The organism is Rhodopseudomonas pseudopalustris (genome assembly GCF_900110435.1).
In the GTDB taxonomy this organism is placed as follows: domain Bacteria; phylum Pseudomonadota; class Alphaproteobacteria; order Rhizobiales; family Xanthobacteraceae; genus Rhodopseudomonas; species Rhodopseudomonas pseudopalustris.
The window spans coordinates 55,702-70,929 of sequence record NZ_FODT01000013.1; the positions used below are offsets into that span (position 1 = coordinate 55,702).

Below are 15,228 nucleotides of genomic sequence, written 5' to 3' on the forward strand. Positions count from 1 at the left end.
GATTAAGCGGGCTCGGCCAGCCATTGTCGGACAATGGCTGCGGTCTCGTTGGGATTGCGATCGGCGAGCTCGCCGACGCGATGGACCGATTGGGCGTGGACCTGGCCCTGCACCTGGGCGATGTCGATCATGCTGGGCTGTGGCTGCCCATCAGCGCCGATCTGCGGCACGCTGCCGTCAGTCAGGGCCGGCAAGCCGGGTCCTTCCGGCCCCGGATCGGAGGCCAGCACGCGCTTGACCAGCGGGCGGATCACCATGAACAGCACCACCAGACCGAGCACCAACATCACGCCGAGCTGAATCATGTTCATGATGTCATCCTTGGTGAACTGAAACATGCCGAGCAGGCCGGCCTGCTCCGGCAGTTTCTCGACCTGCGGCGCCTCGGCGAATTTCAGATTGACGACCTCGATCTGGTCGCCGCGCTTCTGGTCGAAGCCGATCGCCGATCGCACCAGCGCCGCGATGCGGTCGAGCTGCTCCTTCGGCCGCTCGGCGTAGACCAGTTCGCCCTTTTCGTTCTTGGTGTAGATGCCGTCGACCAGCACCGCGACCGACAGGCGGTTCACCCGGCCGGCTTCGGTCACCTCGGTCTTGGTGATGCGCGAGATCTCGTAATTGTTGGTCTCTTCGGACTTCTTGCTCTGGTCGCGCGGTCCGGTGCCGGCCTGCCCCTGATTGCCGGGCAATTCGTTGTTGACCGTGACTTGACCGTCGGCCGCCGACGTCTGCGACTGTTCCTCGCGGGTCTGGCTGGAGCGCAGCACGCGGCCTTCGGGGTCGAACTTGTCCGAGGTCTGGGTGATCTTGTTGTAATCGAAATCGGCGGTGACCTGGACCCGGGCGCGGCCGGAGCCGACGACCGACGACACGATGCCCTCGATCTCGTTGCGCATCCGCTTCTCGAAGCTGGTGCGGCGTTCGTCGCCGGCGGCGCCGTCGGCGGCATTGGCGCTGGCCGACCCGTCGGCGAGCAACTGGCCGCCCTCGTCGACGATCGATACCCGCTGCGGCTTCAGGCCGTTGACCGCCGAGGCAACCAGATGGCGGATGGCGCGGACCTGCTGCGGCTCCAGCGCGCCGCGGACCCGCAGCACGATCGACGCAGACGGCTCCGGCGTTTCCCGCGAGAACAGCGGCCGCTCCGGCAGCACCAGATGCACCCGCGCCTGCTGGATCCGGTCGATGGCGCGGATGGTGCGGGCGAGCTCGCCCTCCAATGCGCGGAGATGATTGATGTTCTGGACGAAGCTGGTGGTGCCAAGCGCGTCCGACTTGTCGAAGATCTCGTAGCCGACGCCGCCGCCCTTCGGCAGGCCGCCCTCGGCGAGCTTCATCCGCAGCCGCGTGACCTTATCCTTCGGCACCATCAAAGTGGTGCCTTCGTTGCGCATTTCGAACGGGATCGCCTGGCGCTCCAGCTCTTTGATAATGCTGGAGGAATCCTCGACACTGAGGTCGGTATAGAGGGTCGTCATCTGCGGCTGCGAGACGCGCATGATGACGAAAGCGAAAAACCCGAGCAGCGCCACGGTGACGGCGATCATGGCCATCACCCGGGCAGCGCCCAAGCCTTTCAGAAAACCCAGCAAACTCTGCAAGACCAGCCCCTCGGATTCGGCACGACAAGCCGACTAGGCAAATCTTGCCTATGGGATGGTTTCCATAAGGTTAACGAATCTTAACCGGACGCGAATTGCTGCAGATATGTTGAAAGCCGGCTTCCCGAGACGGGGCCGGCTTTCAGGAATTCATTAACGTTTTGGCAGGAATGTTTACTGGCGATATTGCTGGATGCGGGTGGTCCGCAGCCCGGCCAGTCCGTGCTGGTCGATCGAAAACTGCCACGACAGGAACTCGTCGACAGTGAGGGTATAGCGGCTGCAGGCTTCTTCGAGGGAAAGAAGACCGCCGCGGACGGCTGCAACCACTTCGGCCTTGCGGCGGATCACCCAGCGCTTCGTCCCCGGGGCCGGCAAATCCGCAATCGTTAACGGACTTCCGTCGGGCCCTATGACGTATTTAACCCGCGGGCGGTGGGGTTCTGTCATGGCTTACTCACAACTCTCAAGCACTCAACATACTGTGTGACGTAACGTAAGCGGGCCGACTTAAAATTTGACTAAGCGAAGCGCTGCAATGTGATGCGCGGTGTTAGTAAAGTCGTAAGCATTGGTAACCTTGGTCCAGCGGACCGGCCAGCCCGCGCGGATTCCTCCGGAATGCGGCGCGTTTCAGCGCCGCAAGCACGCGCCCGCCGCGCTTCGCCTTTCTGAAGCTCGTGGCAGTGAATTGAATTGATCGCGTGTGATCGGGTGCGAGGGCTCTATGGATCGATCAAGACGCCCGGATTGAGCATCGCCAGCGGATCCAGCTCGCGCTTGGCCGCGCGCAGCGCCGCGGCGAACAGCTCTGGGCGCTGGCGGTCGTACCATTTGCGATGATCACGGCCGACCGCGTGATGATGCGTGATGGTGCCGCCGGCTTCGATCAGGGCGTCGCTCGCCGCATCCTTGATCGCCTGCCATTGCTCGAGCAGCGCGCCGTGGCGGCCGAGCGCGTGAAACGAGAAGTATGGCGCGGGCCCGTCCGGATAGACGTGGGTGAAGCGACAGGTGACTTCGCCCTTGATACCAGTCGCAGTCTCGATCGCGCGTTCGGTCGCGGACTTGACCTTGTCGTGGAAGCTCTCGAAACGGTCCCAGGTGATCGAGGTCTCGAACGTGTCGTTGATCAGCGCCGCCGGCGTCAGGAATTCGCGCGCATAGGGCATCCGGATGAAGGCGTTGCGCCACAGGCCTGCGGCGCCTTCGCGATGCGCCTCGGCGGCGTTGGCCTTCTCCGTCGCGCCGCCGTGATCGGCGCAGCATTCCAGCGCGCGCGCCATCCACGCATCGACCGGGTGGTCGCCGGATTCGAAGGCGAGCACCATGATCGCGACGCTGCCGTTGGCGGCGCCGGTGTTGAACGCCTCCTGCGGGTCCAGGATGCGGCAGTTCGACGGATACAGCCCCGCCTGCGCCACCGCGCGCACGGCGCGAGCCGCGGAGAACAGATCCGGAAAGCGCACCGAAGCGCCGGCGCGAAATCTCGGCTGCGCTTGCAGCCGCATCCAGGCTTGCGAGATCACGCCCAGAATGCCTTCGGACCCGATGAACATCCGGTCGGGGCTCGGGCCTGCGCCAGACCCCGGCAGCCGCCGCGTTTCCAGCACGCCGCGCGGCGTCACCACGCGGACGCTTTCGACGAAATCGTCGATATGGGTGTAGAGACTAACGAAATGGCCGCCGGAGCGGGTCGCGATCCAGCCGCCCAGCGTGGAATATTCGAAGCTCTGCGGAAAGTGACGCAGCGTCATGCCGTGCGGCTTGAGCTGAGCCTCCAGCGCCGGGCCATAAGCGCCGCCTTCGATCAGCGCCGCGCGCGAGGTCTTGTCGACTTCGACAACCCTGCCGAGGTTGCGCATGTCGAGCGCCACCGCGGCTTTGTAGCGACTGCCGTCGACGCGGCATTCGACGCCGCCGCACACCGAGGAACCGCCGCCGAACGGCGTCAGCGCCGCGCCCGCGCCCTCAGCCCAATCCATCACTGCGGCGATTTCCGCCTCGTTGCGCGGATAGGCGACGACATCGGGCGCAGCGTCGTAGTCGCCGAGCATGGCGCGGACGTAGTCCGGATAGGACTTGCCGTAGGTGTGCGCGGCGCGGTCATAGGTGTCGGTCGAGCAGATCGGGGCCAGCGAGGCCGGCGGCGTGATCCGCGGTTCAGGCAGCTTCAGGTCGCCGAGCTTCGGCACCGCGATGGTGTTGAAGCTGTCGCGGCCGAATTTCTGCCGGTATCGGCCGAGCACGAATGCCTGCTCGGCGTCAGTCATACCCTCGCCTTCACGTCCCCAACCGTAATGCTTCAGCCGAGCGCTGCCCATCATCGCCTCCCGTGTGGTTCGGCGACGATTACGGCGCGCCGATTTCAGCGCTTAGTCTGAAACGGGACAAGGGCTCCCGCAAGCGCGGCGTACAGACGCGGCGCGGCGCGCTGCGACGGGCCAGCGCAACGCTGGAGCGGGATGACTTGCCTTGTCGTCATCCTGCTCCAGCTTTGTTTCTCAGCATCGTCTTTTCCGAAAGCCGGCGTCCGCCTTTCGGGATCATGTTCTAGAAAGCCAGTTTGAAGCCGCCGCTGACTCCACCGGCGTTGCCGCCTTGCCGGGCGAAGCTGGTCGTGCCCGTCAGCGTAGCCGTGACATTGGCGGCGACCACCGCCGACACGCCGGCCGCGACTCTGCCATAGGTGCCGCCATCGGCCGACACCGGCGTCAGCACCGGCAGCAGCGGCGCCGTCACCAGCGTCGTCGTGACGGTGTGGCTGGAGCCGAGAAAATCATGCGCGGCGGTGAGATTGAGGAACGGCGTGTAGACGCCGTTGCCGATCTGAAGCGGGTAACGGATCTGAACGCCAGCGTCGCCGGTGAGTGTGTTGAGGGTCTGCCGGTCCACCAGCATGGTGAGCAGGATGTCGCCGGTCTCGGTATAGGCCCGGATCGTGGCGTTGGTGTAGTTCAGCCCTGCAATCGGCCCGACCCGGAGCCGGCCGGCATCGAACAGATAGCCGCCGCGGCCGGCGACCGTGAAGACGTCAGCGCTGGTGTTGGCGCGGATGACGTCGATGATGCCGCGGCGTTCCAACGCGAAATCCTGACGACCATAGGCAACGAGGCCGTCGGCAAACCAGTGCGCATCGGTGTAGGAGCCGTAGCCGGCGAACTGGAACGCGTCGATCCGGTTACGCGCATCCTGGACCGCAAGTTTGACGTCCGGCTGCGAATAGCCGAACACCCCGCCAACGCGCCAGTTCGAATTGAACTGGTATTCGAGCCCGAGATAGCCGCCCGCTGCGCCGTAATCATAGCCGGCGGCATAGAACTGCCGGTCGCGATTGCCGCCGGCGTAGCTCGCGGCCCCGAAGACCGACCAGCGATCCGCCGGGTCCGCCAGCGCGACGGCCTTACTCGGCATCGCGGCCATCGCGGCATTGACGCCGTAAGGCTGGAAGCGGCGGCTGGCCTCGAGGCGGTCGAACACCGAATTCGAGAAGCCGCCGAGCAGGCCGGTCGAGATGCCCGCCTGCGGCGCCACCGTGGTCGGCGCGTTGATCTGGTTCGCCATGTAGTTGGCGATCAGCGCCATCGCGGCGCCGGTCGGATGCACCGAGTTTTCATAGAAGCAGCCCGCGACATTCACCGCGACCGTCACCGGCGTCGAGCCGGTCCCCGGCCCGGCTTCGCACCCAAAAGAGCCCGCGGGGACACCAGCAAACCCATACATCCCAGGATTGTCGTGGATGCGCTGCTGCAGAATACCGAAATTGAACAGGAAGATGCGTACGCCCGCTTGCGCGAGCGGCGCCAGCAGCAGCTGGGTCTGCTGGTAGTAGGCGTCAGCCCATGCATCGCGCTGCGGGTCGCTGAAGTTGAATTGGCCGAGGGTCGCCCCCTGTGAGCCCAGGGTCCGCTCCGGGAACCATTTTGAACTCCCGGTGCCGAGCCATGCGATATTGCGCGCGCCTGCCGCCACCAATTGCTGTACGCCGCCCACGGCGTTCGAGGCCGACTGCAGCGCCCCCGCAACGATGATCTGGTTCTGGGAGGCGAGGTCACCGTTGCCGACATTGATGCCGGACAGGTCGTTGCCGCCGATCGACAGCGCAATCAGATCACGATCAGTAAACCGTATCCCGCTGGCAACGAATTGTTGCAGTTCATAAGGCAGTCCGTAGCTGCTGGACAGGAACGGCATGGTGTTGGTGTTATTCGTGCGGGCGCCGCCGATCGAAAAATTCGTCAGGCTCGAAAGGCCGTAGATCGATTGCAGCGAGTCGACGAAATTGGTGCTGCCGGTAAACCGGCAGCTCGTATAAGTGGGACTTGGACAAGGCCAGAAGTCGTTCGGAGTTAGCGTAAAAGGAAAATACGGGATGCTGACCGTGCCGCTCCCATAGGTTCCAATCAGGCGATATGCGCCGCCGGGCGCAGCGCCAGTATCGGCGTAGCTGTCACCGAAGCCAAACAGCCTGGCGAACTGAGCCTGCGCCGGAGCCGGCATGGCGCCAGAAATCGCCGTCATCAAAGCGCTGGTCAGCAATACAGTCCAAATGCGCGTGAACAAATTCGGCGCACAATTCCCCGCGCCTCCGCTTGAAATCCAGGCCATCACGAATCACCCCTTCCCCGCTGATCATGATGGGTGAGGCGATCCGGGGACACGGGCAACTGATGGAAATACGAAACGCACTAGTAATTAGTCTCGTCGCCAAGGATATCAGGTCGAAACGTTCGATCTCGCGGTATCCGCTTATTTCAGCGCGAGATCTCGCGCGCGGAAACGCTGTCGAGCAGCGCCAGCAGGCCGCGCAGGATCTGGACCGGCGACGGTGGACAACCGGGAATGTGTAGATCGACCGGGATCACCGCAGAGACGCCACCGGTAATCGCGTAACTACCGGCGAAACAGCCGCCATCTTTCGCGCAATCGCCGGTTGCGACGACCCATTTCGGTCCGGGCACCGCCTCATAGGTGAGGCGCAGCGCCTCGCGCATGTTGTGCGTCACAGGTCCGGTCACCATCAGCACGTCGGCATGACGCGGCGAGGCCACGAAGCGCAGACCGAACCGCTCGACGTCGTAATAGGCGTTGCTGAGCGCGTGGATTTCCAGTTCGCAGCCGTTGCAGGAGCCGGCGTCGACCTCGCGGATCGCGAGGCTGCGGCCCAGACGGCGGCGCGCCGTTTCGTTGACCAGCGCGGCAAGCTCGGCGACACCCGTCTCGTCCGGCGCCGGCGCGGTTTCGGTCAGGGGCTTTGCGAACAGGCTCTCGAACAGCAGCTTGCGCATCGCTACAGATCCACGCCGGAATAAGAGCAGTTGAACGATTTGTTGCACAGCGGGAAGTCGGCGATGATATTGCCCTCGATCACGGCTTCCAGCAGCGGCCATTGAAACCAGGACGGATCGCGCAGGTGGCAGCGCTCGACCACGCCGTCACGCAATCGCAGCCACACCAGAATGTCGCCGCGAAAACCCTCGACCAGCGCCAGGCCCTCGCAGACCTGCTCCGGCAGCGCCGGGGCGACGCAAATATCGCCGCCCGGCAGGCGATCGAGAATCTGGTCGACCAACGCGAGGCTCTGCTCGACCTCGCTGATGCGAATCCAGATGCGCGCGTCGACGTCGCCCTCGGTCCGCACCGGGATTTCGAAGCGCAACTCGTCATAAGGGGCGTAGCCGAGCGTGCGCCTTGCATCGAAAGCGCGACCGGAGGCGCGGCCGACAAAGCCGCCGGCGGCGTACTGATCGGCCAGCGACGCCTTGAGAATCCCGGTCCCGACGGTGCGGTCCTGCAGCGACGCCGTGCGGTCGTAGAGTTCGATCAGTTCCGGCAGCTTGTTGCGCACGACGGCCAGCGCTTTGCGGATCGCTGCCGTTCCGGTCGCGTCGAGATCGCGCGTCACGCCGCCCAGCGTCACCACGTCGCGCATCAGGCGATGGCCGAAGGCGGCGTCCGCGGCGCGCAGCACGTTTTCGCGCAGCACGCCGAACTGGGCCAGCATGAGCGCGAACGCCGCGTCGTTGCAGATCGCGCCGATGTCGCCGAGATGATTGGCGAGGCGTTCGAGTTCGGCAACGAGCGCGCGTAGCCACACCGCGCGCGCCGGCACCGCAATCTCGGCCGCGGCCTCGACGGCGCGCGCAAACGCCAGCGCATAGGCCACCGTGCTGTCGCCGGAGACGCGGCCGGCGAGCCGCGCGGCGCGCGACAATTCCGCGCCGGCGAGCAGCCCGTCGATGCCCTTGTGCACATAGCCGAGCCGCTGCTCCAGCCGCACCACGGTCTCGCCGGAGACGGTGAACCGGAAATGGCCGGGCTCGATGATGCCGGCATGGACCGGGCCGACCGCGACCTGATGCGCGCCCTCGCCTTCGACTGGCAGGAAGCGATAGGACGGCGACGGCGCCAGGAATTCGACAGGCTCACCGAGCGGCGCGTGCACGCCCCATTGGCCGTGATCCAGCCAGGGCCGGTCGTCAATCGCGCCCTCAGGGACGAGCCCGTAGAGATCGCGAATGGTGCGCTCGAGCCGCAACGCCGGCAGATGCTTGGCTGCGACCGAGGGGAAACTGCGATGCGGGCAGTCGAGGCTGACGATTCCGATCTCGGCGGTGCGAGGATCGAACAGCGCCATGTGCACCATCGCCGGCTCCCCCCACAGCGAGAGCAACTGCCACTGCTGCTCGCTCAGCATCTTGGCCGCGAAGCTCCACACCGCGCTGTCGACAACCGTGCGGGACCACGGCCGATGCCGCGCCACCTGCAGGCCTTCGAGATTGAGATCGATCAGCGACGGCATCGGATCAACTTGCTCCCTAGCCCAGCAGCGTGGCGACGTGCCGGAACCACGCCACCACCGGCGCCGGCAGATAGACGCCGGCAATCAGCACCAAAGCGAGATGCGCGAACATCGGCACGTAAGACGCCTTCACGGGTTCGCGGCTGCCGCGCGGCTCGCCGAAGGCGATGCCGGTCAACCGCAGCATCAACGCGCCGAACGCGACCAGCAATCCAAATACCAGCAGCAAAGCCAGCCACGGCGAGCGCGCGAAGGTCGAGGATACCAGCAGGAACTCGCTCATGAAGATGCCGAGCGGCGGCAGGCCGGCGATCGCCACCACGCCGACGACCAGGCCCCAGCCGAGCACCGGATGGGTCTCGGTGATGCCGCGAATCTTCGACAACGACTGCGTTCCCTTGACCTGGGTGATGTGGCCGACCGCATAGAAGATCGCCGACTTGGTCAGGCTGTGCATCACCATGTGCAGCAGGCCCGCAAAATTCGCCAATGGCCCGCCCATGCCGAATGCGAACACGATGATGCCCATGTGCTCGATCGACGAATAGGCGAACAGCCGTTTGATGTCGCGCCGCCGATACAGCATGAAGGCGGCGAACAGCAGCGACGCCAGCCCCATCACGATCATCAGGATCCCGGGCGGCATGGTTTCGGCATTGGCGGCGAGCAGCACCTTGAAGCGCAGCAGCGCGTACAGCGCAACGTTGAGCAACAGGCCCGACAGCACCGCCGAGATCGGCGTCGGACCCTCGGCGTGGGCGTCCGGCAGCCAGGCGTGCAGCGGCGCAAGGCCGACCTTGGTGCCGTAGCCGAGGAACAGGAACACGAAGGCGACGTTCAACAGCGGCGCGTCGAAGCCGGCGGCGCGCGACACCAGCACGGTCCAGATCATGCCGTCCTGCCCTTCGCCGACCACCGGCCGCGCTGCCATGTAGACCAGGATGGTGCCGAACAGCGCCAGCGCGATACCGACGCTGCCGAGGATGAAGTATTTCCACGCCGCCTCCAGCGCGGCGGGCGTGCGATAGATGCCGACCATCAACACCGTGGTCAGCGTCGCCAGCTCGACCGCCACCCACATCAGGCCGATATTGTTGGACACGAACGCGAGGTTCATGCCGAACATCATGATCTGATACATCGCGTGGTAGAATCGCAGATAGGTCGGCGTCAGCTTGCCGGTCTCCAGCTCGTGGGCGATGTAGCTGGCGCTGAACAGGCTGGTGGTGAAGCCGACGAAGGTGTTGAGCACGATGAAGACGATGTTGAGATCGTCGACCAGGATGTAAGGACCCGGCGCCGGGCGCGGCAGCACCAGCAGCGAGGCGGCGCAGACCAGGCTGCCGAGGCTTGCCAGCACGTTGAGCTGCGCTGTGAGTTTGTAGCCCGGCAGCACCGCAAGCACCGCGGCGGCGCAGACCGGAATCAGCAGCACGCCCACCACCGGATCGAGGCCGGACAAATTCATCGCTGCTCTCCGCGCGAGACGTCGAGCTGCGAGACGTCGACCGAGTCGAACCGTTCGCGGATCCGGAACAGCACGATGCCGATGACGATGAAGGCGATCAGCACCGAGAAGGCGACGCTGATCTCGACCACCAGCGGCATGCCCTTGGCGCCGGCGGCAGCCAGGATCAACCCGTTTTCCAGCGACATGAAGCCGATGACCTGGCTGACCGCGTTGCGCCGCGTCACCATGAACAGCAGGCCGAGCAGTACGACGGAGAGCGCAAACGCAAGATCCTCGCGCGCCAGCGCATCAGCGTCGGCGGTGACACGCAGCATCAGCGCCAGCGACAGCGCCACCAGCCCCATCCCGGCCAGCATGGTCGGGCCGATCCCCACCACGGTCTCGATGTCGCGGTGGATGCCGAGCTTGTAGACGATGCGGCGCAGCGCGACCGGAATGATGATCGCCTTGAACAGCAGCGCGATCAGCGCGGTGACGTAGAGATGCGGCGCGTCCTGGATCAGCGCCTGCCATCCCACCGCCAGCGACAGCATGACCGCATGCAGCGCAAACACGTTGAGCAGCGAAGTCAGCCGGTCCTGATACAGCATCATGAACGATACCAGCACCAAACCGCCGGCCAGCGAATGCGAAATGTCGAAGGCGAGACCGTGCATCGCTACAACCCCTTCGACACGAACAGCAGCAGCGTGCCGAGCAGGCCCAGCATCAGCGCGGCGCCGAGGAACTGCGGGACACGGAACACCCGCATCTTGGCGGTGGCGGTTTCGAACACCGCCAGCAGGAAGCCGGCGACGGTGAGCTTGCCGAGATACAACGCCGCGCCCGCGAGATAGGCCAGCGGGCCGGCGCCGAATATTCCGATGCCCCAGGGATAGAACAGGCAGACGATCAGCGAGACGTAGAGCAGCAGCTTGAGCTGGGCGCCGAACTCGATCATCGCCAGATGCCGGCCGGAATATTCCAGGATCATCGCCTCGTGCACCATGGTGAGCTCGAGGTGGGTCGAGGGATTGTCGACCGGGATACGGGCGTTCTCGGCGAGGGCGACCATCACCAGCGCAATCATCGCCAGCCCGAGCGAAACGCGCAGGCCGACCTCGGTCGAGGCAATGTAGTTGGCGACGGTGGACAGATGGGTCGAGCCGGCGACCAGGGCGACGCAGAACACGATCATCAGCATCGCGGGCTCGGCGAGCGCGGCGATCATCACCTCGCGGCTTGAGCCGATGCCGCCGAACGAAGTGCCGATGTCCATGCCGGCGAGCGCGAGGAAGAACCGCGCCGTGCCGAGCAGCGCGACGACGACGATCAGGTCCGCGGTCCAGTTGAACATCAGCCCAGTGGCGAAGGTCGGCACCAGCGCGGCGGCGACCCAGATCGCGGCGAAGGTGACGTAGGGCGTGGCGCGGAACAGCCAGGAGGCATTGTCGGCGAGCACGACGTCCTTCCGCAGCAGCCGGATCAGATCGCGATAGGGCTGTAGCATCGACGCGCCGCGGCGGCGCTGCAGCCGCGCCTTGACCTTGCGGATGAAGCCGGTGAGCAGCGGCGCCAGCAGGAACACCAGCAGCATCTGCAAGCCCTGCACCGCGATGTCGGCGATCACGTCCATATCGCGAGCACCAGCAGCAGGGTGACGAGGGTGACGAAGACGAGGCTGAGATAACCACGGATCGTGAGAAGCTGCAGCCTGTCGAGACGCGCCGAGGCGATCATGATGCCGCCGGCGAGCGGCGCGTAGATCCGTTCCCAGATTTGATCGTGCAGTTCGATGGTGAGCCGCGCCGGCGCTGTGTCGCCCGGCGGCGGCATGGTGACGTGATCGCGGGCGCGGAAGATCAGCGTTCCGAACACGCGACGGATCGGCTGCGCGAACCCGTCCGCGGAATATTGAGCGAGCGGGGCCGGATCGGTGAAACCGCAGCCCCAGGCCGGTCCGCGGCGCACCGCACCCGATGAGAACATCCGGATCGCGACGAACAGCAGCAACGCCGACAGCGCGATGAACATCGCCACCAGGAGGCCGTTATAGGAACTGTGATTTCCAGAGATCGGCACGATCGAAAGCCACGCCAGTCCGCTTTGCGGCGCCAGCCGGCTGCCGAGGATGTTGGTCGCGATCGGAGCCAGCGCATCCATCACCACGCCGGGCAACACGCCGGCGAGCAGGCACAACGCGGCGAGGATCGCCATCGCGGCGAGCGAGAAACGATCGACCTCTTTCGCGGCAATCGTCGCTGCGCCGCGCGGCCGGCCGAGAAAGGTGACGCCATAGGCCTTGACGAAACACGCCGCCGCCAGCGCGGCGGCCAGCGCCATCAGCCCGCCGACCGCCGGCACAAGGATCTTCAGGCCCCATTGCGGCAATTGCGGGCTCTGCAGCACCGCCTGGAAGATCAGCCATTCCGAAACAAAGCCGTTGAACGGGGGCAGCGCCGAAATCGCGACGCAGCCGACCAGGAACACCACGCTGGTGAACGGCATACGATGGATCAGCCCGCCGAGTCTGTCCATGTCGCGCTCCCCGGTCGCACTCAGTACCGCGCCGGCGCCGAAGAACAGCAGGCTCTTGAACAGCGAATGGTTGAAGATGTGAAACAGCGCCGCGGTGAACGCCAGCGCCGCCGGCACCTTGTCGTCATTGGCCTGAAACGCCAGAGCCAGGCCGAGACTGACGAACACGATGCCGACATTCTCGATCGTCGAGTAGGCAAGCAGCCGCTTCAGGTCCTTCTCCATCAGCGCGTAGAGAATGCCGAGAGCCGCGGTGATGCCGCCGAGCGCCAGCACGATGCCGCTCGTCGACCAGTCCGGTTGCCCGAGCAGATCGAACACCACGCGGATGAAGCCGTAGATTGCCACCTTGGTCATCACGCCGCTCATCAGCGCCGAGACGTGGCTCGGCGCCGCCGGATGCGCCAACGGCAGCCAGACGTGGAGCGGCACCAGACCGGCCTTCGAGCCAGCGCCGAGCAACATCAGGATCAGCACAAGCGTGGCGACGTAAGGCGAGTGTGGAGCGATCCGGATCGACGCGAAATCATAGTCTCCGGCGGTGCCCGCAAGCAGGCCGAAGGCGAGCAGCAGCGCCAGCGTGCCGAAGCTCGCCATCACCAGATAGACGTATCCGGCGCGGCGATTGCCGCCGTCGCGATGATGCGCCATCACCAGCGCCCACGACGCCAGCGACATGAACTCCCAGCTCAAGAGATAAGAGAACGCATCGGCGGCCAGTACGACCAGATTCATCCCGGCGAGAAATGCCGGATAGAACGGCAGCACGCGATGCGGCGCGCGTTCGTGGCGGCCATAGCCCAGCGCATAAAGGCTCGCGAGCGCGCCGCCGAGATTGACGACGACCAGGAAGAACGCCGCCAGCGCATCGAGCCGCAGATGCGCGCCGAGCCATGGCAGCCCGATCGGCAGCGTGCGCTCGGCGGCGGCATCGGCGTGCAGGAGCAGCCAGGTGAGCGCGCTCGCAGTCGCGATGGCGCAGGCCATCAGCGTCGCGCTGTAGATGATGGCGGTGGAGAGGCCGGGCCAGCGACTCAGCGGAACCGCGACGACCGCAGCCGCAAGCAGCGCGGCGACACACCACAGCTGGACCGCGAGTTCGGTCATCGGTCGCGCACCCTCGGCCAGCGCGCAATGTTGCGCGCGACCGGAGCCTTGGTGCGATTCTGCGCCGGAGACATCATATGCGATCGTGCCCCACTCGCATCGGGATCGACCTCAGTTCCATCATTGCCGCTGCGTCGGCGGCCAATTGCGTTCGCAGCCGATCGGCTATCCGCAGGGCGCCTCGCGCGCGACGTCGATCCGCCCACTGCCTTCAAACATCGGTGCCACGTTGGGCCAACTCGTTATCCGAATCGAGGCAAGTCTATCAATCATCTATCCCTGGTCAGCACAAATGATGTCCTAGACATCATTCTGTGTGCTTTTTTTGGTTGCTCCGACCTTGCCATCGTTCCCCGATCCTGATTTGTCCTACCGCAAACATCCAACCCTGCGTCGTAGAGAGCGGCTGCGAGGCCGATCTTGGCCAAGGTCGCGGTTGACCAATGCACGCCGCGGCGCGCAGTAGAGTGATCCCGCAAAGGACCATCATGTCCAACGATTCCCAGCCCTCGCGGCAGTCGCCCACTGGCGCGCAACTGCTCGACGCGATCCGCTTTCTGACCATTCTGCCGGTGCCGGATTCCGACCGCGCGCCGGAGCCGGACTGGCTGACACGCGCGATGACGTTCTTTCCGATCGTCGGCGTCGGGATCGGCGTGATCTCGGCGATGGTGCTGTTACTGGGCAATTCGCTGTTCGGCCACGGCCTCGCGGCGCTGTTGGCGGTCGCCGCTTCGGTCATCATCACCGGCGCGATGCACGAGGACGGTCTTGCCGACACCTTCGACAGTTTCGGCGGCGGCTGGTCGGTGGCGCGGCGGCTGGAAATCATGAAGGACAGCCGTCTCGGAACCTATGGCGGATTGGCGCTCGGCCTCGACGTCGCACTGCGCGCGACGGCGCTGGCGCAACTGCCGCTCTGGGCCGCGCTCGCAGCCTTGGTCGCTTGCCACGCCGCCGCACGCGCGACGCCGGGCTTCGTCAAGCGCAAGCTCGCTTATGCGGGCGAAATCAGCGCGATGAAGGTGAGCTACGCCGAAGAGCCGATGCGCAAGGACGAACGGGTGCTGGTGCTGATCACCGTTGCGCTGGCGGCGCTGCCGCTGCTGCTGGTGTCACCGGTGGCGCTGATCGCCGGGCTCGGCTTCGGCGCGGCGTTGGCCGCGACGATCGCGACGTGGGCGAAGCGGCTGCTCGGCGGCTACACCGGCGACGTACTCGGCGCCACCGAGCAGATGTTCGAGATCGGCTTCCTGCTCGGCGTCGCCGCGGTGCTGGCGAGCTGATCCAGCCGATCAGTGGCTGATCATCCAGGGCCGCGCAGTCGGGAAGCCCTTGGCGCCGCTCTTGGTGCGGGTCTGCAGCCGCGCCGGCTTCTTCAGGCCGGAGCAGCAGCCGCAGCCAGGGGCGTGCTTGGCCTTGTATTCGCCGACGCTCATCGGCGCGTGCTTGCTGCGCTCGTTGGTGGCGTGCGCGTTGCGGCTCGAGGTGGGCATGCAGGAGAAGTTCGGCGCGGTGAGAATTACCCGCGGCGATTCCTCGTCGCAGGTCGGGCAGAGTTGCGGCGCGTCGCATTCGGACATCGGCCGCATATCCGTGAACGGCCCGCAGGCGTCACACATATATTCATAGACTGGCATCGTCGTTTCCCTCGCGCACGTTCGAAGCTGACCCGGCGATGGGAGCGGGGCGGCAGAACCGCACCGTCCCGCTCCCTTCGCGCAGGGAAC

The 15,228-nt window shown here is 65.4% G+C and carries 13 protein-coding genes; 2 read left to right on the top strand and 11 right to left on the bottom strand.

The genetic code is table 11. The features are described 5' to 3' along the window. Window positions 1–2 precede the first annotated feature (2 nt). The 4 genes from fliF to BMY71_RS20905 all read right to left on the bottom strand — a co-directional run bounded on the left by fliF (window position 3) and on the right by BMY71_RS20905 (window position 6,101). Window positions 3–1,601, bottom strand: a complete 1,599-nt coding sequence (gene fliF / locus BMY71_RS20890; RefSeq protein ID WP_011504230.1) for a flagellar basal-body MS-ring/collar protein FliF — start codon at window positions 1,599–1,601, stop codon at window positions 3–5. A gap of 174 nt (window positions 1,602–1,775) precedes the next feature. Continuing rightward, entirely contained in the window at window positions 1,776–2,051 is a 276-nt protein-coding gene (gene sciP, locus BMY71_RS20895) for a CtrA inhibitor SciP (RefSeq protein WP_002714638.1), read from the bottom strand. Between the two features lie 275 nt (window positions 2,052–2,326). Continuing rightward, window positions 2,327–3,925 (bottom strand): FAD-binding oxidoreductase, encoded by a 1,599-nt coding sequence (locus BMY71_RS20900; protein ID WP_092686022.1) that lies wholly within the window; start codon window positions 3,923–3,925, stop codon window positions 2,327–2,329. A 229-nt stretch (window positions 3,926–4,154) separates the two neighbouring features. Further along, entirely contained in the window at window positions 4,155–6,101 is a 1,947-nt protein-coding gene (locus BMY71_RS20905; protein WP_244526126.1) for an autotransporter domain-containing protein, read from the bottom strand. Between BMY71_RS20905 and BMY71_RS25335 the strand changes: the two genes are divergently transcribed. Then, complete coding sequence (locus tag BMY71_RS25335; RefSeq protein WP_244526127.1) at window positions 6,100–6,246, top strand: hypothetical protein; 147 nt, start codon at window positions 6,100–6,102, stop codon at window positions 6,244–6,246. The genes BMY71_RS20905 and BMY71_RS25335 overlap by 2 nt on opposite strands. Before the next feature lie 109 nt (window positions 6,247–6,355). Here the strand turns inward: BMY71_RS25335 and BMY71_RS20910 are convergent, their stop codons facing one another. Genes BMY71_RS20910 through hyfB form a run of 6 tightly spaced genes read right to left on the bottom strand, consistent with a single transcriptional unit; the run spans window position 6,356 to window position 13,498 of the window. After that, window positions 6,356–6,889 carry an NADH-quinone oxidoreductase subunit B family protein gene (locus tag BMY71_RS20910; protein ID WP_011504233.1) on the bottom strand — a complete coding sequence of 178 codons (534 nt, stop codon included), beginning with the start codon at window positions 6,887–6,889 and terminating at the stop codon, window positions 6,356–6,358. Window positions 6,890–6,891: 2 nt separating this feature from the next. Next, the gene (locus BMY71_RS20915; RefSeq protein WP_092686024.1) at window positions 6,892–8,403 is read right to left on the bottom strand and encodes a hydrogenase large subunit; all 1,512 of its coding nucleotides are present in this window, start codon (window positions 8,401–8,403) and stop codon (window positions 6,892–6,894) included. Between the two features lie 16 nt (window positions 8,404–8,419). Continuing rightward, window positions 8,420–9,871 carry a hydrogenase 4 subunit F gene (locus tag BMY71_RS20920; RefSeq protein WP_092686025.1) on the bottom strand — a complete coding sequence of 484 codons (1,452 nt, stop codon included), beginning with the start codon at window positions 9,869–9,871 and terminating at the stop codon, window positions 8,420–8,422. Further along, window positions 9,868–10,530 carry a hydrogenase-4 component E gene (locus tag BMY71_RS20925; protein WP_011504236.1) on the bottom strand — a complete coding sequence of 221 codons (663 nt, stop codon included), beginning with the start codon at window positions 10,528–10,530 and terminating at the stop codon, window positions 9,868–9,870. Before BMY71_RS20925 ends, BMY71_RS20920 begins: the two co-directional genes overlap by 4 nt. Before the next feature lie 2 nt (window positions 10,531–10,532). Then, entirely contained in the window at window positions 10,533–11,489 is a 957-nt protein-coding gene (locus BMY71_RS20930) for a respiratory chain complex I subunit 1 family protein (RefSeq protein ID WP_092686026.1), read from the bottom strand. Beyond that, entirely contained in the window at window positions 11,480–13,498 is a 2,019-nt protein-coding gene (gene hyfB, locus BMY71_RS20935; protein ID WP_092686027.1) for a hydrogenase 4 subunit B, read from the bottom strand. The genes BMY71_RS20930 and hyfB overlap by 10 nt, the downstream gene beginning before the upstream one ends. Before the next feature lie 488 nt (window positions 13,499–13,986). Between hyfB and cobS the strand changes: the two genes are divergently transcribed. Further along, window positions 13,987–14,784, top strand: a complete 798-nt coding sequence (gene cobS / locus BMY71_RS20940) for an adenosylcobinamide-GDP ribazoletransferase (protein WP_092686028.1) — start codon at window positions 13,987–13,989, stop codon at window positions 14,782–14,784. Window positions 14,785–14,793: 9 nt separating this feature from the next. On the opposite strand, the gene BMY71_RS20945 is transcribed toward cobS, so the two are convergent. Beyond that, a complete protein-coding gene (locus tag BMY71_RS20945; RefSeq protein WP_092686029.1) occupies window positions 14,794–15,138 on the bottom strand; it encodes an FmdB family zinc ribbon protein in 345 nt (114 codons plus the stop codon). Between the last annotated feature and the right edge of the window lie 90 nt (window positions 15,139–15,228).